This is a genomic window from Beggiatoa leptomitoformis, from assembly GCF_001305575.3.
In the GTDB taxonomy this organism is placed as follows: domain Bacteria; phylum Pseudomonadota; class Gammaproteobacteria; order Beggiatoales; family Beggiatoaceae; genus Beggiatoa; species Beggiatoa leptomitoformis.
Window position 1 is genome coordinate 1,171,803 of record NZ_CP012373.2, and the last position, 26,385, is coordinate 1,198,187.

At 40.1% G+C, this 26,385-nt stretch carries 16 protein-coding genes; 10 read left to right on the forward strand and 6 right to left on the reverse strand.

Annotation, left to right across the window (positions count from 1 at the left end):
* The first annotated feature begins 204 nt into the window (after positions 1 to 204).
* Positions 205 to 1,920, forward strand: coding sequence for a proline--tRNA ligase (locus tag AL038_RS04895; protein ID WP_062149829.1), 1,716 nt, complete (start codon positions 205 to 207; stop codon positions 1,918 to 1,920).
* A 430-nt stretch (positions 1,921 to 2,350) separates the two neighbouring features.
* Here the strand turns inward: AL038_RS04895 and AL038_RS04900 are convergent, their stop codons facing one another.
* The 4 genes from AL038_RS04900 to AL038_RS04915 all read right to left on the reverse strand — a co-directional run bounded on the left by AL038_RS04900 (position 2,351) and on the right by AL038_RS04915 (position 10,057).
* Complete coding sequence (locus AL038_RS04900; protein WP_161575429.1) at positions 2,351 to 6,724, reverse strand: leucine-rich repeat domain-containing protein; 4,374 nt, start codon at positions 6,722 to 6,724, stop codon at positions 2,351 to 2,353.
* Positions 6,725 to 7,404: 680 nt separating this feature from the next.
* Positions 7,405 to 8,500 (reverse strand): peptide chain release factor 2 gene (gene prfB, locus AL038_RS04905; protein WP_101539091.1). Its coding sequence is split into 2 segments (ribosomal slippage): positions 7,405 to 8,427 and positions 8,429 to 8,500, totalling 1,095 coding nucleotides; the frame shifts between segments, so codons are not numbered across the junction.
* Positions 8,501 to 8,611: 111 nt separating this feature from the next.
* Entirely contained in the window at positions 8,612 to 9,460 is an 849-nt protein-coding gene (locus tag AL038_RS04910; protein WP_062149840.1) for a 23S rRNA (adenine(2030)-N(6))-methyltransferase RlmJ, read from the reverse strand.
* Between the two features lie 36 nt (positions 9,461 to 9,496).
* Positions 9,497 to 10,057: a DUF805 domain-containing protein gene (locus tag AL038_RS04915; RefSeq protein ID WP_062149843.1), complete on the reverse strand. Its 561-nt coding sequence runs from the start codon at positions 10,055 to 10,057 to the stop codon at positions 9,497 to 9,499.
* A gap of 192 nt (positions 10,058 to 10,249) precedes the next feature.
* Between AL038_RS04915 and AL038_RS04920 the strand changes: the two genes are divergently transcribed.
* The 6 genes from AL038_RS04920 to AL038_RS04945 all read left to right on the forward strand — a co-directional run bounded on the left by AL038_RS04920 (position 10,250) and on the right by AL038_RS04945 (position 18,201).
* On the forward strand, positions 10,250 to 10,618 hold the full coding sequence (locus AL038_RS04920) for a response regulator (protein ID WP_062149846.1): 369 nt from the start codon (positions 10,250 to 10,252) through the stop codon (positions 10,616 to 10,618).
* 4 nt (positions 10,619 to 10,622) lie between these two features.
* On the forward strand, positions 10,623 to 12,785 hold the full coding sequence (locus AL038_RS04925) for a chemotaxis protein CheA (protein WP_062149850.1): 2,163 nt from the start codon (positions 10,623 to 10,625) through the stop codon (positions 12,783 to 12,785).
* Positions 12,782 to 13,270 carry a chemotaxis protein CheW gene (locus AL038_RS04930; RefSeq protein ID WP_062149853.1) on the forward strand — a complete coding sequence of 163 codons (489 nt, stop codon included), beginning with the start codon at positions 12,782 to 12,784 and terminating at the stop codon, positions 13,268 to 13,270. The genes AL038_RS04925 and AL038_RS04930 overlap by 4 nt, the downstream gene beginning before the upstream one ends.
* A gap of 339 nt (positions 13,271 to 13,609) precedes the next feature.
* Complete coding sequence (locus tag AL038_RS04935) at positions 13,610 to 15,235, forward strand: sensor histidine kinase (protein WP_062149856.1); 1,626 nt, start codon at positions 13,610 to 13,612, stop codon at positions 15,233 to 15,235.
* Positions 15,236 to 15,299: 64 nt separating this feature from the next.
* Positions 15,300 to 16,670, forward strand: a complete 1,371-nt coding sequence (locus AL038_RS04940; protein ID WP_062149860.1) for a sigma-54-dependent transcriptional regulator — start codon at positions 15,300 to 15,302, stop codon at positions 16,668 to 16,670.
* Positions 16,671 to 16,938: 268 nt separating this feature from the next.
* Positions 16,939 to 18,201, forward strand: a complete 1,263-nt coding sequence (locus tag AL038_RS04945; protein ID WP_062149863.1) for an SEL1-like repeat protein — start codon at positions 16,939 to 16,941, stop codon at positions 18,199 to 18,201.
* 54 nt (positions 18,202 to 18,255) lie between these two features.
* Here AL038_RS04945 and AL038_RS04950 read toward each other — a convergent pair whose 3' ends face one another.
* Complete coding sequence (locus tag AL038_RS04950) at positions 18,256 to 18,606, reverse strand: slr1659 superfamily regulator (RefSeq protein ID WP_062149865.1); 351 nt, start codon at positions 18,604 to 18,606, stop codon at positions 18,256 to 18,258.
* A 195-nt stretch (positions 18,607 to 18,801) separates the two neighbouring features.
* Between AL038_RS04950 and AL038_RS04955 the strand changes: the two genes are divergently transcribed.
* Positions 18,802 to 21,150 carry a PAS domain S-box protein gene (locus AL038_RS04955; protein WP_161575430.1) on the forward strand — a complete coding sequence of 783 codons (2,349 nt, stop codon included), beginning with the start codon at positions 18,802 to 18,804 and terminating at the stop codon, positions 21,148 to 21,150.
* 300 nt (positions 21,151 to 21,450) lie between these two features.
* The gene (locus AL038_RS04960; protein WP_062149871.1) at positions 21,451 to 22,692 is read left to right on the forward strand and encodes an MFS transporter; all 1,242 of its coding nucleotides are present in this window, start codon (positions 21,451 to 21,453) and stop codon (positions 22,690 to 22,692) included.
* A gap of 336 nt (positions 22,693 to 23,028) precedes the next feature.
* Here AL038_RS04960 and acnB read toward each other — a convergent pair whose 3' ends face one another.
* Complete coding sequence (gene acnB / locus AL038_RS04965) at positions 23,029 to 25,608, reverse strand: bifunctional aconitate hydratase 2/2-methylisocitrate dehydratase (protein ID WP_062149874.1); 2,580 nt, start codon at positions 25,606 to 25,608, stop codon at positions 23,029 to 23,031.
* 379 nt (positions 25,609 to 25,987) lie between these two features.
* Here acnB and AL038_RS04970 point away from each other — a divergent pair, with 379 nt between their 5' ends.
* Positions 25,988 to 26,350 (forward strand): hypothetical protein, encoded by a 363-nt coding sequence (locus AL038_RS04970; protein ID WP_145917057.1) that lies wholly within the window; start codon positions 25,988 to 25,990, stop codon positions 26,348 to 26,350.
* Positions 26,351 to 26,385 lie beyond the last annotated feature (35 nt).

Here is a 26,385-nt window from a genome sequence, read left to right on the forward strand (position 1 = left end):
ATGTGATGAACACCAGAACGTAACACCTTTTATTATCCTAAAGTTATAGGTCAGTGCTTGCCTAATCCTATTAGTCATTTATTACCAACCTATTTTAGTACGAATCAACCCGCACATTCTCGCAACACATTGCACATTCCCCAGCATTTTTAGATACTATTAAGCCCTTAAATCATCCGTATTTCACACAAGGCTTTTACAGATATGCGTACATCGCGTTTTTTACTCGCAACACTCAAGGAAACCCCAGCCGATGCAGAAGTTATCAGCCATCAATTGATGCTTAGAGCGGGGTTTATTCGTAAATTGGCGGCGGGCTTATATACATGGTTACCATTAGGCGTGCGGGTATTGCGCAAAGTTGAAGAGATTGTACGCGCAGAAATGAATAAATCAGGCGCGTTAGAAGTTCTCATGCCTGCGGTACAACCTGCTGAATTATGGGAAGAATCAAAACGCTGGGAACAGTATGGACCAGAGTTATTACGTTTAAATGACCGTCATGACCGCCGTTTTTGTTTTGGCCCTACCCATGAAGAAGTAATTACCGATTTAATCCGCCGTGAAATTCGCAGTTATAAACAACTACCTGCTAATTTTTATCAAATTCAAACGAAATTCCGTGATGAAATCCGTCCACGTTTTGGCGTGATGCGTGCGCGTGAATTCATTATGAAAGATGCTTATTCTTTTCACGTTGGGCAACCCTCATTACAAGAAACCTATGACGTGATGCACGCAACCTATTGCCGCATTTTTGACCGCTTAGGCTTAAAGTATCGTCCTGTATTAGCCGACACAGGGAGTATTGGCGGTAATTCCTCTCATGAATTCCATGTATTAGCCGATTCTGGAGAAGATGCTATTGCATATAGCACGACAGGAACGTATGCCGCAAATGTGGAAAAAGCCGAAGCCCTAGCCCCTGCTGGTGAGCGTCCTGCACCAAAAATGGATAGTTTGGCCGTTGTTAATACACCCGACCAACATACGATTGAAGCCGTTAGCCAATTTTTAAATGTTAAACCAACACAGTGCGTTAAAACCTTGTTAGTTAATGGTGAAAATGGGGGCTTGGTCGCGTTTGTCTTACGTGGCGACCATACCTTAAATGCGATTAAAGCAGCAAAACATCCTGATGTTGCAAGTCCGCTAACCTTTGCAAGCCCTGAAAAAATTAAAGAAACGATTGGGTGCAGTATTGGCTCTATTGGCCCTGTCGGTTTAACGGTAAAAATTATTGTCGACCGCAGTGCGGCACAGCTAAGTGATTTTGTGTGTGGCGCGAATAAGGATGGACAACACCTTGTCGGGGTAAATTGGAAACGAGATTTACCAGAACCTGAGATGATGGATATTCGAAATGTGGAAGTTGGCGACCCTAGCCCTGATGGAAATGGCGTATTAGACATTGCACGTGGCATTGAAGTTGGGCATATTTTTCAACTGGGTGATAAATATAGCGGTGCAATGAATGCAACCGTGTTAGATGAAACGGGTAGAGCCATTACCATGTTAATGGGCTGTTATGGTTTAGGTGTGACCCGTGTGATTGCCGCTGCTATTGAACAAAACCATGATGAAAAAGGAATTATTTGGTCAAATGCGATTGCACCGTTTAGTGTCGCATTATTACCGATGAACATGGCAAAATCTGAGCGTTTACGAGAAGTTGTAGAAAAAATGTATCAGCAGTTATTAGATGCGGGTGTTGATGTGTTGCTTGATGACCGTAAAGAACGCCCCGGCGTGATGTTTGCGGAAATGGAATTAATCGGTATTCCTCATCGTTTAGTGTTAAGTGATAGAGGCTTAGATGAAGGTACGGTGGAGTATAAAGGACGGCGTGACAATGACGTGCAGATTATCCCACTCAGTGATGCAATTAATTTTATTTGTGAAAAAATCAAAGCCGCGTAAATAGTATTCAATAAGTATCGCTTTGAAGCAGTGTTATCCATTTTAAAGCCTGTCTGCATCAGTATTTTTAGAATTACCAATTTTTTAGTATTTAAGAATAGGAAAAATAACATTTTTCTATTTTAAAATTTAAATTTTTGGTGAATTTAAAAAATTCTGTTGCAGACAGGCTTTTTATTTAGCCCGATTACTGTAAGATAAATGATATAAAACAGACTATTGGCGATGAAATCTGAAAAGAACAGATTCGCAATATTGGGGTTATAGCAGGTCTTTTTCTTTGCACACGAACAAAAAAAAGGACTACCAGCCCGCTAGGGACTGGCAGTCCTAAAAAACTAAGTTTTTTTCCTGCTCTTTTTGAGGGGCGTTACGTTACATCAACGCCCCTACCTTTACATCCATTAATGCTTATTAAACAAGGCTACCGTTAATTATCAAATGTTATACTTATTACACTGATATCAACAGGTTTTGTGTTAGTTACCAACGTACCATCAGATAAACGATAGCCAACATAAACTTTTAGCTCTCCTGTAGCGACAAAATGACCTGTGTACATCTCTAAAGAGGTTTGAGGTTGTAAAATAATACTTTTACTCAATGCAGGTAATGTTGATGGATTGCCGTTCCAACTTATTACGGTGGGTGACGTATTCCAGCTTGCAATACCTAACTCGTTAGGTTGAGACAGTGAATAATATTGCTCTTGTGCATCAGGTGTTGCTTTATAAGCAGCAAACACAACTAAATCAGCTACTTTACCTACATCAGCGAAATCTACAGTCATTTCAGCTCGTAAGTTAATTTTATCTGATATTTCTTGTTGCACGCTTTCTACAAACTCGCCATCAGTAACAGTGGTTACGCCAAACACCGAAAGACTAGGGTTTGTTTGACCTGTTGCATTCGTTGCTGTTGTATTTCCTTGTGCTTGACCTGTTGGTGTCACTTGTAAAACTTGGCTGGATGCACTTTTCAGTAAGTTAGTTGCGTTAACAGCAGCAATGGCAACTTGATAGGTTCTACCATTAGTTAGCCCTCTGAGTTCATAGCTGTTTGCCATACCAATACCGAATTCATGGTCAAATGCTTGACTGTCTAACTTATCAGACACGAAAATTCGATAGCCTGCTATGTCAGTATTTGTTGACGGTGTCCATTGTATGTTGATACCACCATCTACAGCCGTTGCAATCACATCTTGTGGCGTTGCAGGAGCTTCAGTATTACCAATCTCAAGCATTCCAGCACTGTAACCATAGATAGGCATATCTACTAAATTATCTATTTTTGCGTAAATATAGTATTTACTGGGTTGTACAGTGTTAGGTACTTGCCATAAATAACTGTTTGTTGTTGAGGATAGGTCTAAAGCAATGATGTTTGCATTTTTGCCTTCTTTATTGTCAGCATAATACAAACTGATTTTTGATTTAATATCAAGGTTATCTGCTTGCCATGTAATATTGACAGGAGATGCTTTATCCCAAATTTCATCAGTTGTTAATGAGGTAAGCTGAATGGTTGGTTGAGCAGTAGGGATTGCTAAATTAAAGGTATATTCCCCTACATCATTGATATTAGTGACTTCAATCGTATAAGTGCCTACAGATGGGGTCATCAGTGTATAGGTAGATTTTTTAGCCGCCACGTCTTTGCCAAAAGCCAGCTCGCTTTCTCCATTGACCAATTGCATCAATGTTGGTGTTGTTTCAGGTGTTAATACATCACCATTAGGTAAAGTTACCTTAAACAAGGGCATCGCATTCTGACCAGCCAATTGAATAGCCACATATTCACTTGGCTTATCTATTGTAAACGTAAAGTTTGCGTTTGTGCTTGTTGCTGCTCGTAAGTTGCGTAATTGTACTTCATCAAACCCTCTAACCTTGGCAAACAAATGACATCCAGTGGGGTCTGTAGGATTACAATCTATACGGGTTGATATCCATCTATTGAGTGGAATACGAGCAATATAATAAACCCCTTCTGGTGATACCCGTATTGTTATGTCAACAGCAGACGCATCAACACTATATGGACCAAAACAACCAGTGTAGTCAAAACATAGTTCAGGAAGATTAATACTTAATCTATTCATACCAGTACCTTCGATAACGCCCGTATTGCTGTCTTGCCCTACAGATAAATAAACTCGTCCTGTCATTACATCCAATAAGCTCGTATTTCCTTCTATAGACGTTGGATTGCCGATGACAATTTTGGCATTACCCAAAGGAACATGCTCAAGGAGTTTTAGATTACCAGCCAATTCAATTTTGCCTGACATGTCTATCACAATAGAAACTTCACCGTTTAATATGAAGTACCCTCTGAGGAGGGACTTTTCAACTCCGCTTATGACACCAAGCGCATCTGTCAAATAAAATTTACCAGTTCCTTGATATTTCAATTGTGAATAAGAAAAACTACACAATTTATCTACAGACATGAAAAAGCCATCAAATGCAGCACCAAAAGGATATGGAGGAGCAGGAGGCAGAGTAAAGAGTGACTCTCCAACGCCAAAGCCTAGACCTAACTTATCAATACAAAGTAATGGCTTAGTATTAATAGTTGCTTCAGCAGAGATTTTTCTATCCGCATAAAATGTAACTTCAGCTTTTCCGCCCGCCGCACCTGTTAGGAAGTTATAAGAAGCTTCAAAATCGGTTAATGTAAAGAAGTTACCAAGCTTCACTGGTTTAAATTTTAAATAGTCTGTGGCAGAAAACTTAGCCTCTTGAGATGAATCTTGATCTTGTGATAGAACAATATTATTTAGTATAAGCCCAAGATTTAAATATCCCGTTGTCAGATTTGTTAGTGCATCCTTCAGAGTAACCTTATCATTTTCCATGATAATTCTATTGGGTGCTAATGTTGCAGGCAACACGTCTTGTACCATTCTGAGTAGCGGCAAACCGTTTGGGTCTAGGATTAATACGGGAGGATTTTCCACAGCATCAATTGTAAATGCCCCTGAATAAATAGGAATATCCTTGGTTTGAAAGTCATAAGGGTTCGATTTAATACCTAATGCGATAATTTTGCCTTGTCCCGTAATTTTACTGGTCGCTATGTCAACGGTAACTTGACCATTCACCACTTTTAAGATGTCATTTCCGCCTGTTTTTGCCAGAATAACATTGCCTTGAATAGGGACATTAGATTGAATAGGAGAAGTTGCTGTAATCGACACATTGCCGACAACAATAGATGTTGGTGTAACAATAGGGCAATTATCGTTTTGTTGTTGCCATTCTGCGTTTCTACCAGTTAATACGGTTTGTTGATTGCTATCAAAAGCGATTAAACCGCAGTTATAATGTAAATAAATTACATAAAAACTTGAAAAGGCTAGGTTTGGAATAGTTCCCGTTAGCTGATTGTAAGCAAGATTAAGGTATGTCAACTTTGGCAAATGAGAAAAATCAGGGATGCTTCCCGTTAGCTGATTGAAAGAAAGCCCAAGTTCCATCAAATTTGGCAAATGAGAAAAATCAGGGATGCTTCCCGTTAGCTTATTGCCACCAAGCCCAAGTTCTATCAAATTTGGCAAATGAGAAAAATCAGGAATGCTTCCCGTTAGCTGATTGGAATCAAGCCAAAGGTCTATCAAATTTGGCAAGTGAGAAAAATTAGGGATACTTCCCGTTAGCTGATTGGAATTAAGATAAAGTCTTGTCAAATTTGGTAAATGAGAAAAATCAGGGATGCTTCCCGTTAGCTGATTAAAAGAAAGCCAAAGTTTCGTCAAATTTGGCAAATGAGAAAAATCAGGGATGCTTCCTGTTAGCTGATTGGAATAAAACCTAAGTTCCGTCAAATTTGGCAAATGAGAAAAATCAGGGATGCTTCCTGTTAGCTGATTGGAATCAAACCAAAGTGCCGTCAAATTTGGCAAATGAGAAAAATCAGGGATGCTTCCCGTTAGCTGATTGGAATCAAGCCAAAGTTCCGTCAAATTTGGCAAATGAGAAAAATCAGGGATGCTTCCCGTTAGCCGATTGGTATTAAGCCTAAGTGCCGTCAAATTTGGCAAATGAGAAAAATCAGGGATGCTTCCCGTTAGCTGATTGGAATCAAGCCAAAGTTCCGTCAAATTTGGCAAATGAGAAAAATCAGGGATGCTTCCCGTTAGCTGATTTAACCCAAGATTAAGTTCCGTCAAATTTGGCAAATGAGAAAAATCAGGGATGCTTCCCGTTAGCTGATTTAACCCAAGATTAAGTTCCGTCAAATTTGGCAAATGAGAAAAATCAGGGATGCTTCCCGTTAGCTGATTGGTATTAAGCCAAAGTACCGTCAAATTTGGCAAATGAGAAAAATCAGGGATGCTTCCCGTTAGCTGATTGGAATCAAGCCAAAGGTCTGTCAAATTTGGCAAATGAGAAAAATCAGGGATGCCTCCCGTTAGCTGATTGGAATAAAGACTAAGGTATGTCAAATTTGGCAAATGAGAAAAATCAGGAATGCTTCCCGTTAGCTGATTTGCCCCAAGACTAAGGGTTGTCAAATTTGGCAAATGAGAAAAATCAGGGATGCTTCCCGTTAGCTGATTGGCATAAAGCCAAAGTACCGTCAAATTTGGCAAATGAGAAAGATCAGGGATGCTTCCTGTTAGTTGATTTTTCTTAAGATAAATTGTTGTTACATGTCCCGAATCACAACTTACTCCCACCCAACTGCAAGGCGTATTCGTTTCATTCCAGCCGTTATTATTTTCCCAATTATCGCCATTTGTGCTGTTGTATAACTGTAGTAAAGACTCACACTCAGCGGGTGGAATTTCAGTCACTGTACTACAATCCGTTGCTGCCCATGTAGATATTGGGATAAGCAAGACAATTATTTGACAAATAAATAAAAGCCACTTTAACTTTTTAGTAAAGATAAATTGCATAAACACACCTGTGTATAGTAATTAACTTGTTGTTTTAAATTATATTATACACAGCAGCATTATGCAAAAAGAAGATCAATAAAAAACAAACAATTAGATAAAAATATTAACGCTTCTGTAATGCCTTATTTTCTTTGTGAAGTTTTGTCGAGTTAAGGACTAAAGCCAAAATACCAGCTAATTAAAAATGTTAGCAAAGGTTTTATGCCGTGAAATTCACCGATTGTGGCAGACCTTTAACAGGGTAGAGTCAATGAAAGCAACCCCGCGAGAGTTTACCCGCCGACTGTGCAAGTAGGCACTGAGCGGTATCATCACTGACTCGTTTGGAAAGCAGTCTTGGGCGTTTGGCGGTGTTGTCCATTTTAAAGCCTGTCTGCAGCAGTATTTTTAGAATTACCAAATTTTTTTAGTATTTAAGAATAGGAAAAATAATATTTTTCTATTTTAAAATTTAAATTTTTGGTGAATTTAAAAAATTCTGTTGCAGACAGGCTTTTTATTTAGCCTTTTTTGGATTTTAGGCTTGCTCGGTTGAACAAATTTCTCAATACGTTGTCAGTGCTATTTTTTGTTTATAAACCACTTTTTAAGCTCGCTTCAATAAACTTGTCTAAGTCCCCGTCTAACACGGCTTGTGTATTGGCAACTTCTACATTGGTGCGCAAGTCTTTAATCCGTGATTGGTCTAGTACATACGACCGAATTTGACTTCCCCAACCTATATCGGCTTTGCTGTCTTCTAGGGCTTGTTGTGTCGAGCGTTTTTTCTGCATTTCTAGCTCATATAATTTGGCTTTGAGCTGTTTCATGGCAGAATCTTTGTTTTGATGTTGTGAGCGGTTATTTTGACACTGTACGACGGAATTCGTGGGTAAGTGGGTAATGCGCACGGCGGATTCGGTACGGTTGACGTGTTGTCCCCCCGCGCCGCTGGCACGATAGACATCAATGCGTAAATCGGCGGGATTGATTTCTATATCAATATCATCGTCAATTTCGGGGGAAACGAATACAGCAGCAAAAGAGGTATGGCGACGATTACCTGAGTCAAAAGGAGATTTTCTAACTAAGCGGTGTACGCCTGTTTCTGTGCGTAGCCAACCGTAGGCGTATTCGCCAATAATTTCAACCGTCGCACTCTTAATGCCTGCAACTTCGCCTGCGGAACATTCCATTAATTCTGCTTTAAAACCGCGTTTTTCTGCCCAACGCAGGTACATACGTAATAGCATTTCTGCCCAGTCTTGGGCTTCTGTGCCACCAGAGCCTGATTGTATGTCTAAAAAGGCGTTATGTGCATCCATCTCGCCTGCAAACATGCGGTTAAATTCTAGTTTTGCAATTTGGGCTTCAATATTTTCTACATCTTTTTGCACGGCATTTGCGGTGTTGATGTCATCTTCTGCATCGGCGAGTTCTAGCAGTTCTGTGTTGTCAGCAATGGCTTCAGTGAGGTGGTCTATGGTGTGGACAACATTTTCTAGGGCAACACGCTCACGTCCAAGTGATTGGGATTTATCATGATTATTCCAAATTTCAGGCTGTTCTAGTTCAAGACAAACTTCGATTAGGCGTTCATGTTTGTATTCATAGTCAAAGATACCCCCTTAACGCATTTAAGCGTGCTTGCATATCTGCTAACTGGTTGTAAATTGCGTTGAGTTCCATTTTTTACCTTTAGGTATATTTTATAAAAAAGCCGTGATTCTACTAAAAAATAGTGTGGGTTAATAGTCTGCAATAGGCGTGTTAGTTTGCCCATTTTTTGTTTAAACGCTTTTAGGGTGTTTCAGGGCTTAACCATTCGACACGGTAGCGTCGATGCGGGTCTTGGGTGAGTGCGTTACAAAGGTGTGGGAGGATGGTTTTTAGTTTATCGTCTAGTTGCCATGGCGGGTTGATGATGATAAGACCACAGCCATTTAAACGTAGGTTGGTGTCGTCAGGATAGATGCAGAATTCTGTGGATAATATTTTAGGAATCCCTAATTCACGAATTTGTCGGTGAAAGGGGAGAATATCCGTATATTGTTTAATGGGATACCAAATGGCATAAGTCCCTGTTGCCCAGCGTTTATAAGCGATTTTGATGTGTTTGATGAGGTGGGTAAATTCATCAGGGGATTCAAAAGGGGGGTCTATCAGCACTAATCCACGTTTTTCTTTTGGCGGTAAAAAGGCTTTTAAGGCTTGATAACCATCCATATTATGCACAGCGACGTGTTTGTAAGATTTAAAAAGTTGTTTTAGGGCGTTTGCTGCTTCTTCGTGTAATTCTATATAGACAGCTCTGTCTTGTTCGCGGAGAAAGTGGTAGGCGATGAGGGGCGAACCGGGGTAGTAACGTATGCTTGCCGTCTCTTCATTATAACTTTTTATAAGCTCTTGATAGACTTGTAGTAGTGGGTGGTCAATGGGGTTTTGTAATAGTTTTTCTATTCCATTTTGATACTCTAGGGTTTTTCGCGCTTCTTCTGCGTTTAAATCATATCCGCCAATGCCTGCATGGGTTTCTAAATAGCAAAAAGGGTTGGTTTTTTGTTGTAGGTGTTGGAGCAGTGCAATTAGGGTGATATGTTTAAATACGTCGGCGAAATTGCCTGCGTGGTAGCTATGACGGTAATTCATGCAAATGGTAATCCTGTTAAACGCAATTGTTTGGCGTTAGTAATTCAAATTGTTGTGATAATATCCCGTATAGACGAGCAAACCCGCTATAGCGACAAGGAGTAGTAGGGGAAGGATAAAAGCAAGGTAAACACTGAGTGTATTGGGGGGTGGGGGATTGCCATATTGATTATTTGTCGCTGTACCGGGTACAAGAGTTAATACAACCCAGAAGACGGTGGATAGTAAGCTATTGAATATTTCAAGCTTGAAGTATGTTAAGAGAAAACTCAGGACTAAAAGACCAACTAGCCACCACCCTGATAAGTTCATATCATGTAAGCGTTGTATTACCCAAATAAAATTGATACCCATCGCACCTACAACCAATATGATGAGAAGAAAAATAGGTTTTGTCTCAGATAAATAAGGCGATAAAATGACGGCAAAAACAAAAATCAATACAGAACTGATAAGAATAAGCATGTGTGTATATGCAATATAACGCAGACGATTTAAACGTGTTGCAGAGTTAAATAGTTGCAGTTTTCCGTATTCTTCAGCAAAGGGTGTTTCTAAACTGGCTTGTGGGGCTTTATAAGGGTCTATGTGTGTCATGATAACCAATATGTTGAATATACTGTGAGTTGTTGGGGGTTTAGATAAAAGTAGTTTTTTAATAAATACTTAGCTTCAGTTCTTATGTCCTATTATAGAAGGAGGGCATTTCATACAAATAGTCTGTATGATATGCCTTTAACCTAACCAGACAGCTTATTATTTTCAGTCAATCATAGCTTATTCAGTTACATGAAAATAACGCATATATTAATCAGTGATGACTCTACATCCATGCGACAAATGTTAGCATTCACTTTAACACAAGCAAATTATAGTGTGACCGAAGCAGATGACGGTGAGCAGGCGTTAAGTCTTGCGAAAACGCATCCCTTTGATTTGGTGATTACTGACATTAATATGCCTAAATTAGACGGCTTGGCATTGGTACGTGAATTGCGTCTTTTACCAACTTATCAGTTTAAACCTATTTTATTATTAACCACAGAAACTGACCCCGAGAAAAAACTTTTAGCAAAAACAAGTGGGGCTACGGGTTGGATTAATAAACCCTTCGACCCTGATAAACTTCTCGCGGCTATCCGTCGGGTGTTAGGGTAATATCATGACAATAGACATGACTGAAGTGCGTCAATTGTTTTTCGAGGAGAGTTTTGAAAGCCTCGACACAATGGAGGCGAACTTACTTGATTTAGATATTGGTGTTGTTGACCACGAACTCATTAACAGTATTTTCCGCGTTGCCCATTCTATTAAAGGGGGTGCGGGTATTTTTAAGTTTGAACAGGTTGTCCATTTTGCCCATATCGCAGAAACCTTGCTAGATAGTATGCGAAATAATCAACATTGGGTAACACAAGAAACAATAGATATATTATTACAAGCCGTTGATATATTGCGCATGATGTTGACGCGCTTGAAAGAAAATGTACCTTGTAACGAAACAGATTTACAAGCCATTCAAGAGGCACAGCTTGGCTTAGAAAACATGTTAAAAGTGCCTTTACCTGCCTCAGAAAAAACCAATTCCCCCGCTAAAACGCCCAATACTGAACCCCCCGAAATTACAGAAGTTACGCCCCCAGATTTAAATAAGGGATGGCTTATTCTGTTTAAACCAAGTCCTGAACTGTTAAAAACAGGCAACGACCCGATTAATTTATTTCGGGAATTAGCAACGCTCGGGCAGTTAGATATTAAAGTCAATACCACAGAACTCCCAGACTTTAAAGAAATTGAACCACAACTATGTTACCTCAGTTGGACATTAACATTGTATGGAGATATTCCGCGCCAAGCCATTGATGAAATATTTGAATGGGTAGAAGGTGATTGCAGTTTAGAAATTACCCCTTTTCCTATTCAAGCAACGGAATCCCCCCCTATAATCGCAAGTTCCCCAATTATTGCAGCGTCAGCTTACCCCGCTGATACACAAGCATCAACACTGCCTACGAGCCTAGAATCGGAAGAAAATGAAGATTCGCCCGAACCTGAAAAAGCCAAGAAAAACCGCTGGGGAGACAATGGACGGAATAATGCGCAAACCAATGATAATTCTATCCGTGTCAGCATCGATAAAGTTGACGCATTGATTAATATGGTTGGTGAGTTAGTGATTACCCAATCCATGCTCGACCAAGTGGGTGATAACTTTGATATATCAAAACTTGCACAACTCCGTGATGGGCTTGCACAGTTAGAACGCAACACCCGAGAATTACAAGAAAGTGTCATGCGCATTCGCATGTTACCCATTAGTTATTCATTTAACCGTTTTCCTCGTTTAGTCCATGATTTAAGCGTACAACTCAACAAAAAAGTTGAATTAAAACTGACGGGTGAAAACACCGAGCTAGATAAAACCGTTTTAGAAAAAATGAATGACCCGCTAGTGCATTTAGTGCGTAACGCGCTAGACCACGGCATAGAATCCCCCGCGCAACGCCTTGCGACGGGCAAACCTGAAACAGGTCTGCTCCATCTTCATGCCTATCATCAAAGCGGTAATATTGTTATCCAAATCAGTGATGATGGTGCGGGGTTTAATTTAGAAAAAATTCGTCTTAAAGCGGTTAAACTAGGTTTACTTGACGCACAAGACATCCCTAACGCGGAAGAACTTTACGAATATATTTTTCATCCCGGCTTATCCACTAACGACCAAATTAATGACGTGTCGGGGCGAGGCGTAGGAATGGATGTTGTGAGGCGTAATATACGCACCTTGGGGGGAACTATTGATATTCGTTCCGAACACAACAAAGGAACAATTTTTACTATTCGCCTCCCGCTAACCCTTGCTATTTTAGATGGACAACTGGTTAAAGTAGGACAAGAAATTTACATCCTATCCCTACTCTCCATCGTAGAATCACTACATATTAATAAAAAACTAGTCAGCAGTTTGGCAGGACAAGCCGATGTTTATAAACTGCGTGATGAGTATATTCCTGTTGTTAGATTGCATAATCTTTTTAAAATTCAAACTGATATAACAGAGCTGGACAAAGGTTTATTAGTAATAGTGGAAGGAGAAGGACAAAAGATAGGCTTATTTGTAGATGAATTACTCTCACAACAACAAATCGTCATTAAAAGTTTAGAAAGTAACTATAAACAAATAGAAGGCATTTCAGGCGCGACGATTTTAGGCAATGGGAGTGTTGCACTTATTATTGATATTGCTGGACTCATTCGCCTTTTCCACCAACAAACAGCGTTACCCCGTATTCGCCCGCGCATCGTGCAGGAGCTTGTAACATGAATGAAGATAAAAAACAACTTGTCAATAAATATCTTACCTTCGTTCTAGCCACTGAAGAATATGCAGTGGACATTCTTCGTGTGCAAGAAATTAAAGGCTGGACAAAAGTCACCACCATTCCAAATACACCAGATTATATTTGTGGAGTCATTAATTTACGTGGGTTGATTGTTCCTATCATTGACTTGCGCTTACGTTTTGGTTTAGCGCGTTTAGAATATGGCTTAATGACGGTAGTTGTTGTGCTTAAAGTGCTTTCTGCAGGACGAGAACGAACCATGGGCATTGTTGTTGATGCCGTGTCTGATGTCTATGATATTTCTGACGAAGATATTAAGCCACCACCCGATTTTGGCAGTGTTATTAGCATTGAATTTATTAAAGGGCTTGCAACCGTTGGGGAAAAAATGGTGATTATGTTAGATATAGATAAGCTCTTAAATTCCCAAGAATTAGCGGTTGTTGAAAATATTAATCATGCTTAACACATAAGCCTGTCTGTCGCGGTTGGTGCGCAAACTGCTCCCTGCCGCGTGTTGTGTCAGTTCTCTCTCATGCGTCAGCATTTCCTAATATCAACGCAACACCCAAGACGCAATCTTTTTAGTATTCATAGTGATATAAATGCTAAACTCAATCTTAATTCTTAAAGTCCAATGATTTCCACTATTAAATACGACACCATCATTTTTACTGCTTATCGCAAGCGTCTAACAAGCCAATTTTTTCAAACTAATTCTAAAAATAAAAGAATCTATTTTAACCCAGCAATATTTATATAAAACAACATTATATATTAATCTGCTTTTATACCCGTTGAGAACATGTTGACAAACACGTTAGATGTAAACACAGACATCCTAGAGACTGAAAGTTCCCCTGATTGGAGTGCTTTATATCTCTTTAATTTTTATCGCCTAACACTTGCAACCCTATTTGTCATTACCTTCATAACCGATGTTGCACCCAGCTTTTTAGGTCGTTATAACGAAGCCCTGTTTCTAATTGCCGCATGGCTATATTTAGGGTTTTCCCTCGCTTGCCTGTTCATGACAGACTACCGCTATCCTTCCTTTAACCTGCAAGTGCTGGGACAAATTCCACTTGATATTTTACTGATTACCCTTCTTATGCATACCAGTGGTGGGGTTAGCAGTGGTATGGGAATGTTATTAGTCGTTGCCGTTGCAGGGGGGAGTTTACTCTCCGAAGGGCGCACCGCTTTTTTCTTTGCCGCCATTGCAAGCCTGTCCGTATTAGGACACGTGGTTTATGCCGATACATTTAACTGGTTTCAAACCACCAGCTACACACACGCAAGTATGCTAGGGATAACTTTTTTTGCCACTGCTTTTTCAGCTTATACACTGGCTAAACGTGTTAAAATTAGCGAAGCACTAGCCCGTCAACGGGGGCTACATGTGCAATATTTGGCGCAGCTAAACGCTGAAATTGTCCAACACATACAATCAGGCATTCTTGTTGTTGATGTCGTTGAACGCATTCGTTTATTTAACGAAGCAACCATGCGCTTATTATCATTGTCAGAAGACCCGTTCGGGCGAACACTCGCAGCAGTCGCACCAGAATTGGCAAAACAATTTAATCACTGGCAAATCAAAAGAGTAAACACCTCACAGGTTTTTCGTCCCTTACGGGGAGAGGCTGAAATCATCGCAACCTTTACCTATTTAAATCGCGGCGAATCCTACAGTGTTTTAATCGTATTAGATGATGCAACCTTGACCACCCGTCGGGCACAACAATTAAAACTGGCTGCATTAGGACGGCTTACCGCCAGTATTGCACATGAAATTCGCAATCCACTAGGGGCAATTAGCCAAGCGGGGCAACTGTTGGCAGAATCCGTGCATTTAAACGCCAGCGATACCCGCTTAGTACAAATCGTTGTTTCACAAGCCCAACGGGTAAATACCATTATTGAAAATATCTTACAACTCAGTCGACGCGAAACCAATACGCAACAATTCGCGCTGGATGTCTGGGTGTTAGAATTCATAGAAGAATATCGCGGACAGCATGGATTAACAGAAAGTAAACTCGCATTGCTGATTGATAAACAACCCTTGTTTGTCTATTTTGACCCCACACAACTGTATCAAGTTGTGAGTAATTTATGTGACAACGGCTTGCGTTATAGCCAACATGACCCCTTATTAACCTTACATTTAGGATTTACGGAAGACTCCAAACGTCCCTATTTAGAAATCATCGACACAGGTAAAGGAATGCCTGAAGAGATTGCCACACAGATTTTTGAACCTTTTTTTACCACTGAAATTAAAGGGACAGGATTAGGACTTTATTTAGCACGGGAAATTTGTGAGGCGAATCAGGCTTCTTTACAGGTAGTAAGTAACAGCCTAACAGGCTGTTGTTTTCGTATTTTATTGACCAATCACGCAGACAATCCCCATCTTATCACATGAAATCCTCAACATAGATGCCTTAAAGTTGTCTAGTCCCTGTAATAACTAAACATTGAGAAAAACTATGTCATGTCCGAAATGTCTTGTTGTTGACGATGAGCCAATTATTCTTGAACTCTCAGCACAGACGCTAAGCTCTATGAATATTGATTGTGTCGGTGCTGGTTCATTTGCTGAAGCATGTGAATATTTAAAAACACAGATGTTTGATTTATGTTTGACAGACATGCACTTACCTGATGGTAATGGCATTGATTTGGTAACACTGATTCAGCAAGAATATAGTAATACACCTGTCGCCATGATCACTGCTTTTGGTAGTGTAGAATCTGCGGTACAGGCATTAAAAGCAGGCGCGTTTGATTTTGTAACCAAACCTGTGGATATTAAAGCCTTGCGGGTTTTAGTCAGTACCGCGCTTAAATTATCAGAAAAACATGAAGATAGTTTTTCTTCTCTCGTTGGAGAATCTTGCGCGATTCAATCTTTGCGCGTAAAAATTGCCAAACTTGCCCGCAGTCAAGCACCTGTTTATATTCGTGGAGAATCTGGCGTGGGTAAAGAAGTGGTCGCCCGTTTGATACATACGCAAGGTGCAAGAGCAAGTAAGTCTTTTGTCCCTGTTAATTGCGGCGCAATTCCAACCGAATTGATGGAAAGCGAGTTTTTCGGGCATAAAAAGGGCAGTTTTACAGGTGCGAACACCGATAAACCCGGTTTATTTCAAACAGCACAGGGCGGAACATTGTTTCTTGATGAGGTTGCTGATTTACCGCTGCACATGCAGGTCAAATTATTGCGTGTTATTCAAGAAAAACAAATGCGTCCTGTGGGTGCGGCGAAAGAAATTTCTGTTGATGTGCGAATTCTTAGCGCAACCCATCGCGATTTAGCGGATTTAGTTAAGCAAGGCAAATTTCGCCAAGATTTGTTTTATCGGATTAATGTAATTGAAATTAATGTTCCACCGTTGCGGGAACGTATAGAAGACATTCCCTTATTAGTTGAGCGGATTTTGCAAAAGCTCACGGATAATGGGGGAAAAACGGATTTACGTCTATCATCTGAGGCAATGACCTTTTTGCAAAGCTATCATTTTCCGGGAAATGTCCGTGAATTGGAAAATATTTTAGAGCGTGCCATGACCTTATGCGAAGGTAATATCATTCAACTTGATGATTTACAATTACCGACGATAAAAGATGATATCGAAATGACGGAAGAAGATTATGGCACATGGGTAAATGTGTCATCGACAGAAGCCCACGCCGAAGGACTAGACCCTTTATTAGAAGATGTAGAAAAAGAACGCATTATGAAGGCATTGGAAAAGACCAGAGGGAATAAAACCCATGCTGCAAAGTTGTTAGGAATTAGTTTTGGTGCGTTGCGTTATCGCTTAACAAAATTCAATTTGCGGTTCAATTCTGACTAAATACCGTAAATAATAGCCAGCTTTTGAATTTAAAGCTTTTTTAAGATAACAGTCGTATGGTCAAACGCAAATAAACGTAAGGTGTATGAGTAATCATGTCATACACCGTTTTTTTGTCCGAATTAGTATTCTTGGACTATGCTGATGCAGATGGGCTTTGATTTTGTATGTAAGAAAATGAATAACAAGGCTTTAAATGATGCTATCCATATTACTTTTGCAAGTGGTCTCCTTTTAAAACCACAAGTCCAATAGGATTTGTAATGCGATGACAACACCGACTGAAACACCCCCCGCCCCACCTCCCGCCATTAAGGCGTTTACCGCCGCCGTCTATGAATCTCCCGTTAAAAATATTTATTTTATTAAAGGCTTAGTTTCCGAAAAATTTGAATTATATGGTGAAGATTTAATCGGCTTATTAATAGATATTCAAGCAGATTCATTTGCTTATTATTATAAAAATGCGGGGTTAGGCACGTTAGAAGCACAACATCAGTTAGCCTTGATGTATGCCTTGGGAAAAGGGGTTGACTTAGATGAAAAAAAAGCAGTTTATTGGTTTCGGGAGGCCGCACAACGAGGACATTATCGCGGACAGTATAATCTGGCGGTGCTTTGTTATCGGGGTCGCGGTTTGCCAAAAGATGATGAACAAGCTTTATATTGGTTGCGCAAATCAGCTGCTCAAGATACTCCTGAAGCCCATAATTTATTAGGGATTTTTTCTTGCTTAGGACGTGGTGTTGCTGTTGATAGCCGACAAGCCGTTGAGTGTTTTGAAAAAGCGGCACAGCAAGGGCATAAATATGGGCGTTTCAATTTGGCTATGATGTATAAAAATGGTTTTGGCTTTACATCGGCAGATGAAGCACATGCGTTTAATAATTTTCTGCGTGCAGGCGAATTAGGAATTGCAGAAGCCCAAAATCAAGTTGGTGTGGGTTATAGCTACGGCATTGGTGTTGCCGTTAATAAAGCACGTGCTGTAGAGTGGTATCGTAAGGCGGCTGAACAAGGGCATATTCGTGGACAGTATAATTTAGCGGCGGTGTATGAATTTGGTTTAGGTGGTGTAGAGGCTGACGATAAAAATGCGATGGAGTGGTATCGTAAAGCCGCTAATGCAGAAGACCGTGATGCACAATATCATTTAGGCGTGTTTTATCTGAATGGACGCGGGGGATTACGAAAACATCCTGAAGAAGCAGAAAAGTGGTTACTGAAAGCGGCAGCGCAGGATATTGTAGAAGCACAGTTGTGCCTAGCTAATTTGTATGCAACGGGAAGTGGTAATGTTGCACAAGATTATGAGCAGTCTTTACATTATTATACCTTGGCAGCAGAGCGAGGACATAAAGAAGCCCAGTTTAAATTGGGCTTAATTTATGAGTATGGGAATAGCTCTGTTGCAAAAGATTATAAATTAGCTAAACAGTGGTATCAAAAAGCCAGCGCACAGGGACACGGTGAGGCAAAAATCAACTTATGGTGGATACAGTGGTTAAAATGGTTATTACCTTATGTATAGCTGTCATTTTTATGACAGTTTATAAGTCTTAATATTCCAGTAACCCGCACCATCTTATTGTAAAGAGAGCTGAAAACCGGGCAATACCCGTTTGATATTGGTCAGCATTCTGTCTTGCCATGTTACTTCGCGTAAGCCATGAACAATAACGTGGGTCTGATTTTTGCGTTCCATCTGCATTAAAAACTTAGATAAGGTATTAATCCCAGAGCTATTTAATAACTCTAAAGCGCGTAAATCAATCGTAATTTTTGGTAAATCTTTTTCCGCAAGTTCGTTGAGCATCTCTAAAATGGGCATATAGGCTTTGCTATCTTGCAACTGTAACTTGCCTTGAAAGGTGATTGTGCCTGTAAACACATTACTTTCAACGCGGTAATCTTCAGCTCTTATTTTTCTAAACATGTTGTGTTCTCCTGTGATGTAATGAATTAAACACATTATTGTTTTCCAATATAGCAGGAAGTGTGCCACGATAAGGCTAACCCAACGTTTATCGTTATTTCGGCTGATTAATTATTTCTCTTTATTATGTTTAATTGATGACTAAGGCTATATAACGGTAACTTTTTTTCTTACTAAATAATGGTAGAACGGTTAATGAGCGCGTTACATGACCATCAACAGCCTTTACAGAATATAATCAACACACTATATGAAGGGCTTTTAGTCTATGACCAGACAGGTATGATTGTCGCCTGCAATTCACAAATAACCACATTATTAGCAGTAAAAGCAGAAGATTTGTTAGACCAGTCTATATTTCCCTTAACGTGTATTTGGGAAAATGGCGCGGAAGTTAGCATGGCGGATTTTCCTGCAATGATTGCTTTACAAACCCAACAGGCGTGTCATCACAAAGTAATGGGCATTTATCGCCCTGATGACCAACTCGTTTGGGTATTGGTTAATGCACAGTTATTTGCAGAACAAGGTGTTATCTGTACATTTACAGATATTACAACATACATTCAACAAGGAGAAATGTTATCCACGAAATTACATTTTTTCTCTTTACTCTTTGATAATACTAATGTTGGTATTGCAGTTACTGATATCCAAGGACACTTTGTCTATCTCAATACGACTTTTTGCGAGTTATTTGGCTATCGTTTTGAAGAACTTATTCACCAACCGTTTACCCAATTGCTAACGCCTGAATTACACACCAAAGCCATGCAATGGCATGTCAGATTTCTGACAAATGCGGCTAGTAATAGCGGACACTGGCCTTTACAACATCGGGATAAACACCTCTTACGTCATCACATTGGAGAAAGTCAACTAGTTGATGATAAAGGGCATTTATTTAAAGTCACTACAATTACCAATTTACAACATTATTATCAACACAATACATTGATTTTACCTGATTTATCTCATTATTCTATATGGTTACCGCATTTATTGCTGTCTTTATCGACAACCCTACTTAGCATAGATAAACGGGGAATTTTAGCTTTTGCACAAGGTCAACATTTAGATATTTTGGGCATTAGTCCCGAACAAGTAGAACAACCGATTTTTAAAACCAGCAAACAAATCGCACGCTTCGCACCACAAATTAAACAAACCTTATCAGGCGAGCAGCTACAAGAAACTTTTCAACAAGATAATCGGGTTTTTACCCTGCACTTTTTGCCGCTGATGGATTTAGATTTTTGTGTGGGTTTATTAATTTTATTACAAGAGGTTACAGAACAACATCGCCTTTCAACCCGGGTAAAAACCCTTAGCCAAGAAACCCATTTATTAACTGCACACACAGAACTGGCGTTATTAACAACGCAAGAAAACCAAATTACACGGGTGAATCCGCGTTGTGAAAACCTGTTTGGTTATAGCCAAGTTGAACTACTGACCTTTCCTGTTACACAACTTTTTGTAAATAAACATGATTATGAATACATAAAACATCTGATTGCCGAAAAAAACTTTGAATATCAGCCCCGCCAATGGCTACGCCGTAAAGATGACTCCGTATTTTATGGCCATATTCATCTGCAACCTGTTCAATCTCAAAAAGTATTATGGTTAATAGAAGACCTGACACGGCAACAACAAACCCAAGAAGCCTTAGCCGTTAGTGAAATTATTTGGGCAAATAGCGATGATGCCTTTTTACTCCTAGATGCGGAATTTAGAATATTGCGGGCTAATCCTGCTACCCGCTATTTTACGGGTTATTTTGAAGCCGAATTACAAGAGCTTTTCCTACAAGATTTACAAGTGGAATGGTTAGATACGCAAATTAACGAACAAATAACCAGCGCGTTACAACAAGCCAAATATTGGCAGGGGATGGTCTGGCAACGACATAAGCACGGCGGTGTTTATCAATGTCGTTTAACAATTCAACCCTATCAACCGTCTTCATTACCAGAACGCCGTTATGTGGTGTTACTTAATCAACTACATAATCAAAACGCCGCGCTACATGACCCTTTAACACAACTGGCAAATCGCCGTTTGTTTTGTCATAACTTAACAAAAATACTGACTTTAGCTAAAAGAAACAACAAACACTTTGCCTTATTACTCATTAATCTCGATATGATGGCAGATATTAATCAACAATATGGTCATGTATTAGGCGATAAATTTTTGCAATATTTAGGCAATAGCTTTGCAGAAACCTTACGCCACAGTGATTTGGTTGCTCGTTATGATGGTGCGCAATTTATTGTTGCACTTGGAGAAATATCTGAACCACAACATGCGGGTTTGGTGGGTGAAATGTTACTATTTAAAGCAACACAACCCATGGTCTTTGAAGATTGCACGCTACAAACCAAAGCCAGTATTGGCATTGTTGTTTATCCACAAGATACAGGAGAGATTGAAGAATTATTGACAATGGTTGAACTGGCTACCCAACAAGCGCGACAGGTTGGTGGTGACCAATGTCTATTTTACAACCTAGATTTACAGGCACTACATAAAGCCTAAAAACCGCAGTTTTAGACTGGAAATGCTGATGAGTTAAATAAAAAAATCACTGTGTTTTCAAAACTCGCCACGTCAAAATAAGCTAATGTCATTAGACTTCTTGCAGCCGTGTGCAAGCAAGATGAACAACGTATAACACCGCTTCAAGCGGTGGTATTCGTACAGCATTACTATTGAAAAAACAATTTTATCCACAAAATACCAACTATACTGTTATACGACTTAGTGCAATAAATCGATTTATCAAATTATCAAATCGGTTTTCATCTTAATTTTTTCTTAAAATAGAGTTATTTACAAATGCAAACGCCTTCCATTTCAGAAAGGGCATTGATAATAATTGTTTTTGCAATTCAATTTGTCAATATTGTTGATTTTATGATGGTTATGCCATTAGGGGCAGATTTTGCCAAAGATTTAGCCATTGATACAGCACACATTGGGATTATTGGCGGTAGTTATACGATTGGTGCGGCAATTTCTGCCATTATCAGCGCATTTTTTCTTGACCGTTTTGACCGACGTACCGCTGTTTTTTACGCCATGATAGGGTTAATCATGGCGACAGCCTTTTGTACATTGGCAACTAATTTAATTGAATTGGTTACGATGCGTGTTATTGCTGGTATTTTTGCAGGTCCTTTGTCTTCTCTCGTTATTGCAATGGTCATTGATGTCATTCCCGCAGAACGGCGAGGGCAAGCAATGGGCTTAGTGATTAGTTCTTTTTCTATTTCAGCCGTGTTAGGTGTTCCACTAGGTTTAGAGTTGGCGCGAATTGGTGGCTGGCAAGCTCCTTTTTTAGCCATTGCAATGGTGAGTTTGCTTGTTGTCATCGCAACATTATGGTTTTTACCACCCATGCGTGACCATTTTTCAGCCGTACAACACACCTCACAAAAAACCCGAATGTTACGTTTTTTTACCCGCCCTGATGCACTGCTGGCTTACTCATTAACAGCACTTTCTATGTTGGGCGGATTTTTAATCATTCCCAATATTTCCGCATACGTACAGTTTAATTTGCATTATCCACGAGAAGCATTAAGTCTTTTATATTTAGCAGGTGGTACTGTTAGCTTTATTGCAATGCAACTAGCTGGGCGTTGGACAGACCGTTACGGCAGTTTTATGGTTATCTTGGGGGCAAGTTTACTGTTGACATTCGTTTTACTATTTGGATTTACGGTAGAAACCGTGTTTTTACCGGTTACCATTATTTTTGCAGGTTTTATGCTTGCCATGTCCTTACGTAGCGTTGCTATTACCGTCATCATCGCGAAAGTGCCAGATGGGTCTGAACGGGCGGGATTTATGGCGGTCAATGCGGCTGTACAACATTTAGCCAGTGCAATAGGCGGAATGCTCTCTGCGGTACTCTTACAATCACAAGCGAATGGTATGTTAATAGGTATGTGGCAAGTTGGTCTTTTATCCATTATAACGACCTTAATATTACCCATATTATTTTGGATTTTAGAAAGTCGGCTAAATAGACAATCTATTGTTATTCCAACAGAATTAGCGTTAAATGAACGTTAAAAATAAATGTAAAAACGGTTTGAATGAGACCTTTCAAAATTGACCGATTTTATTGCAAGTATAGCTAACGCAACTTAAAAAGCAGCTTAATGTAGGGTGGAATAGCGTAGCGTATTCCACCATAAAACGCCAAAAATAGCTGAGTTTATGCAGAAAGCTTGCACTGTTGTGGAATACGGCTTGCGCCTATTCCACCCTGCAATAATCATTTTAAAGTGCGTTAGCTATAGTTCTTTCTGCCACTGGAAATTTTGGTTCAGACAAAATAAAAAAGGACGGTTTTGCAACCGTCCTTTTTTTATTCAGCCAGACACGATGTATTGTGTCTTTCCATCCTTACGCCGCAGCGATAGGAATGACTTTACCCGCAGCAATAACATTATTTGCTGCTGCTTGATATTCCGCGATTTGATGGAAATTCAAGTAGCGATAAATATTATCGGCTAAGGGTTTAATCTTGTTAGTGTAAGTCATGTACTCTTCTACGCTGGGTAATTTCCCTAAACGCGCCGCAACAGCGGCTAATTCCGCAGAAGCTAAGTACACATTTGCCCCTTTACCTAAACGGTCAGGGAAGTTACGAGTAGAGGTAGAAACGACGGTAGAGTTGTCCGCAACCCGTGCTTGATTACCCATGCACAATGAACAACCGGGCATTTCCATCCGCGCGCCCGCTTTACCGAAAATGGAATAATAACCTTCTTCGGTTAATTGATGTTGATCCATGCGAGTAGGCGGAGAAATCCACAAACGAACAGGTACTTGTCCATTGGCTTCTTCAAAGACTTTACCCGCAGCGCGATAATGTCCAATATTGGTCATGCAAGAACCGATAAAGACTTCATCAATCTTTGTACCCGCGACAGCGGATAAGGTTTTTACATCATCAGGGTCATTGGGGCAGGCTAATAAAGGTTCTTTAACTTCGTTTAAGTCGATTTCAATGACCGCTGCGTATTCAGCATCGGCATCAGGTTGTAATAAGCTTGGGTTAGCTAACCAACCTTCCATATTCTTAATACGACGTTCTAAAGTGCGTGGGTCGCCGTAACCATTAGCAATCATCCAACGTAACAGGGTGATGTTAGAAGTCAGATATTCGATAATGGGTTCTTTGTTTAAATGCACAGTACATGCACTGGCAGAACGTTCAGCAGAGGCATCTGCTAATTCAAATGCTTGTTCAACCTTCAGGTTGGGCAAACCTTCAATTTCTAAGATACGACCTGAGAAAATGTTTTTCTTACCTTGTTTGGCGACGGTTAATAAGCCTTTTTGAATCGCTGCGTAAGGAATCGCATTGACTAAGTCGCGCAAAGTAATACCGGGTTGCATTTCACCTTTGAAACGCACTAAAACCGATTCAGGCATTTCTAAGGGCATTACACCAATGGCGGCGGCAAAGGCAACCAAGCCAGAACCTGCGGGGAAGCTGATACCAATGGGGAAACGGGTGTGAGAATCACCCCCTGTACCAACAGTATCAGGCATAATCATGCGATTTAACCATGAGTGAATAATGCCATCACCGGGACGTAAGGCAACACCACCACGGGTTTGCATAAAGTCAGGTAATTCATGTTGTAATCTAACATCAACAGGCTTGGGATAGGCGGCCGTGTGGCAGAAGCTCTGCATGACCAAATCGGCTGAAAAGCCTAAGCAGGCGAGTTCTTTCAGCTCGTCGCGGGTCATCCCACCAGTGGTATCTTGTGAACCAACGGTGGTTGTCTTAGGCTCGCAATATGTACCGGGGCGAACACCAGTCACACCACAGGCTTGACCAACCATTTTTTGTGCTAAAGAGTAGCCTTTACCTGTGTCTTGAGGAGCAACAGGGCGAATGAATAAATCAGACGCACTTAAGCCTAAAGTTTTACGGGCATTATCGGTTAAACCACGACCAATGATTAAGGGAATACGACCACCTGCACGGACTTCGTCTGGCATACTGCTAGGACGTAAGTCGAAAGTGCTGACCACTTCGCCTTTTTCGTTGGTAATTTTGCCTTCATAAGGATAAATCGTGATAACGTCGCCGTTTTCTAATTTGGAAACATCGCATTCAATAGGCAATGCGCCTGAATCTTCTGCGGTGTTAAAGAAAATAGGGGCAATTTTACCGCCTAAAATCACGCCACCTTGACGTTTATTAGGAACGAAGGGAATATCTTTGCCTAAGTGCCATAACACGGAGTTAATAGCGGATTTACGGGATGAACCTGTACCAACCACGTCGCCTACATAAGCAATGTCATGACCTTTTTTCTTCAAATCTGTGATGATTTCGAAGGCATTAGGCATTTTAATTTTTAACATTTCGGTGGCATGTAATGGGATGTCAGGGCGACTCCATGCAGCACCAGCGGGGGATAAGTCATCGGTATTGGTTTCACCGGGGACTTTGAGAACGGTAACGGTCCAGCTTTTGGGTAATTCGGACTTGACTTTGAACCATTCGCCTTCTGCCCAAGCGGCTAAGACTTGTTTTGCAGCGGCGTTAGTTTTGGCTTTCTCAACGACATCGTGATAAGCATCAAACATCAATAAAGTATGAGATAAGGCTTGAACAGCGAGCGGGGCTAACGTGGCATCATCTAATAAACCGATTAAAGGTTGGACGTTATAACCACCTAACATCGTGCCTAACAATTCAGTTGCGCGTTCACGGGAAATCAGGGGACTTTTAGCCGTTCCTTTGGCGATATCTGCTAAAAAACCAGCTTTAACATAAGCGGCTTGGTCAACACCGGGGGGAACACGATTGGTCAATAAGTCAACTAAGTTACTTTCTTCACCTTTTGGGGGATTCTTTAACAGTTCCACCAATGCCGCTACTTGCTCGGCATTCAGGGGTAAAGGCGGTAAACCTTGGCTGGCACGTTCTGCGACATGTTGTCTATAGGCTTCTAACACGTTATTTATCCTCACTGCTATCAACAAGTAATATACGGATTTAGCGACAATGCTAAAACTGACATATTATACGCTTTATATTGAGTATAAGATATATTTATATGAGTACGTCCAGATTAAGGACACGTATATAGAAATGGGGGTATTAACAGCGTTTTAAACCATTTAAAAAATACGGTTAACTGTTTGTCAGTGTAAATTTGTCCACACGGTATTTTGTCGAAAGTTAAACGCTAGATAAATCAAGATGAATAAATCTACAATTAAAAAAGTCTTTGCTTCAAAAATCGCCAAGCATGGATTTTGACTTTTTCTTAACTGCCAAGTAAACTGAAAACAATGTTATTTTATTTTTTGCTAAAAACTTCTTTTATTCATTATGTTAAAAAAGCAGGTTAGCTATTTGCTGATGTTGGCGTTAGTCGTTGTGACAATGCCCGCGTTTGCTATGCCTATAAAACATAATGTTCATGCTTGTTCTGCTGTAGAAATGCAGGTAATGCACGGTACACATCACGCACATCATGCGGCTGTAGCAGAAAAAACGACGTGTTCCATAAAACCCCCTTGTTGTGAAAAAAACTGTCAATGTGCTGCGGGTCTTTGTCATACCGTACAATTTTTGAATTTCCATACAATTCCTTCATTTTCTGCTTTTTCTGCTGCGAAATATGATTATCTCGCATTAGCGAAATTCCCCGCTAAACTGATTGCACAAATAGAACGCCCTCCTAAAGTTTAACCCATTAGTTTTTATAAAATTTAGTGAAATACTTT

Bases quoted from the DNA above. Each gene is read 5' to 3' on its own strand.
- AL038_RS04915 (WP_062149843.1), bottom strand. From the start codon at position 10,057: ATGACACACATAGACCCTTATAAAGCCCCACAAGCCAGTTTAGAAACA.
- AL038_RS04970 (WP_145917057.1), top strand. From the start codon at position 25,988: ATGTTAAAAAAGCAGGTTAGCTATTTGCTGATGTTGGCGTTAGTCGTT.
- AL038_RS04945 (WP_062149863.1), top strand. From the start codon at position 16,939: ATGACAACACCGACTGAAACACCCCCCGCCCCACCTCCCGCCATTAAG.
- AL038_RS04960 (WP_062149871.1), top strand. From the start codon at position 21,451: ATGCAAACGCCTTCCATTTCAGAAAGGGCATTGATAATAATTGTTTTT.
- AL038_RS04920 (WP_062149846.1), top strand. From the start codon at position 10,250: ATGAAAATAACGCATATATTAATCAGTGATGACTCTACATCCATGCGA.
- AL038_RS04895 (WP_062149829.1), top strand. From the start codon at position 205: ATGCGTACATCGCGTTTTTTACTCGCAACACTCAAGGAAACCCCAGCC.
- AL038_RS04930 (WP_062149853.1), top strand. From the start codon at position 12,782: ATGAATGAAGATAAAAAACAACTTGTCAATAAATATCTTACCTTCGTT.
- AL038_RS04950 (WP_062149865.1), bottom strand. From the start codon at position 18,606: ATGTTTAGAAAAATAAGAGCTGAAGATTACCGCGTTGAAAGTAATGTG.
- AL038_RS04925 (WP_062149850.1), top strand. From the start codon at position 10,623: ATGACAATAGACATGACTGAAGTGCGTCAATTGTTTTTCGAGGAGAGT.
- AL038_RS04910 (WP_062149840.1), bottom strand. From the start codon at position 9,460: ATGAATTACCGTCATAGCTACCACGCAGGCAATTTCGCCGACGTATTT.
- AL038_RS04955 (WP_161575430.1), top strand. From the start codon at position 18,802: ATGAGCGCGTTACATGACCATCAACAGCCTTTACAGAATATAATCAAC.
- AL038_RS04935 (WP_062149856.1), top strand. From the start codon at position 13,610: ATGTTGACAAACACGTTAGATGTAAACACAGACATCCTAGAGACTGAA.
- AL038_RS04940 (WP_062149860.1), top strand. From the start codon at position 15,300: ATGTCATGTCCGAAATGTCTTGTTGTTGACGATGAGCCAATTATTCTT.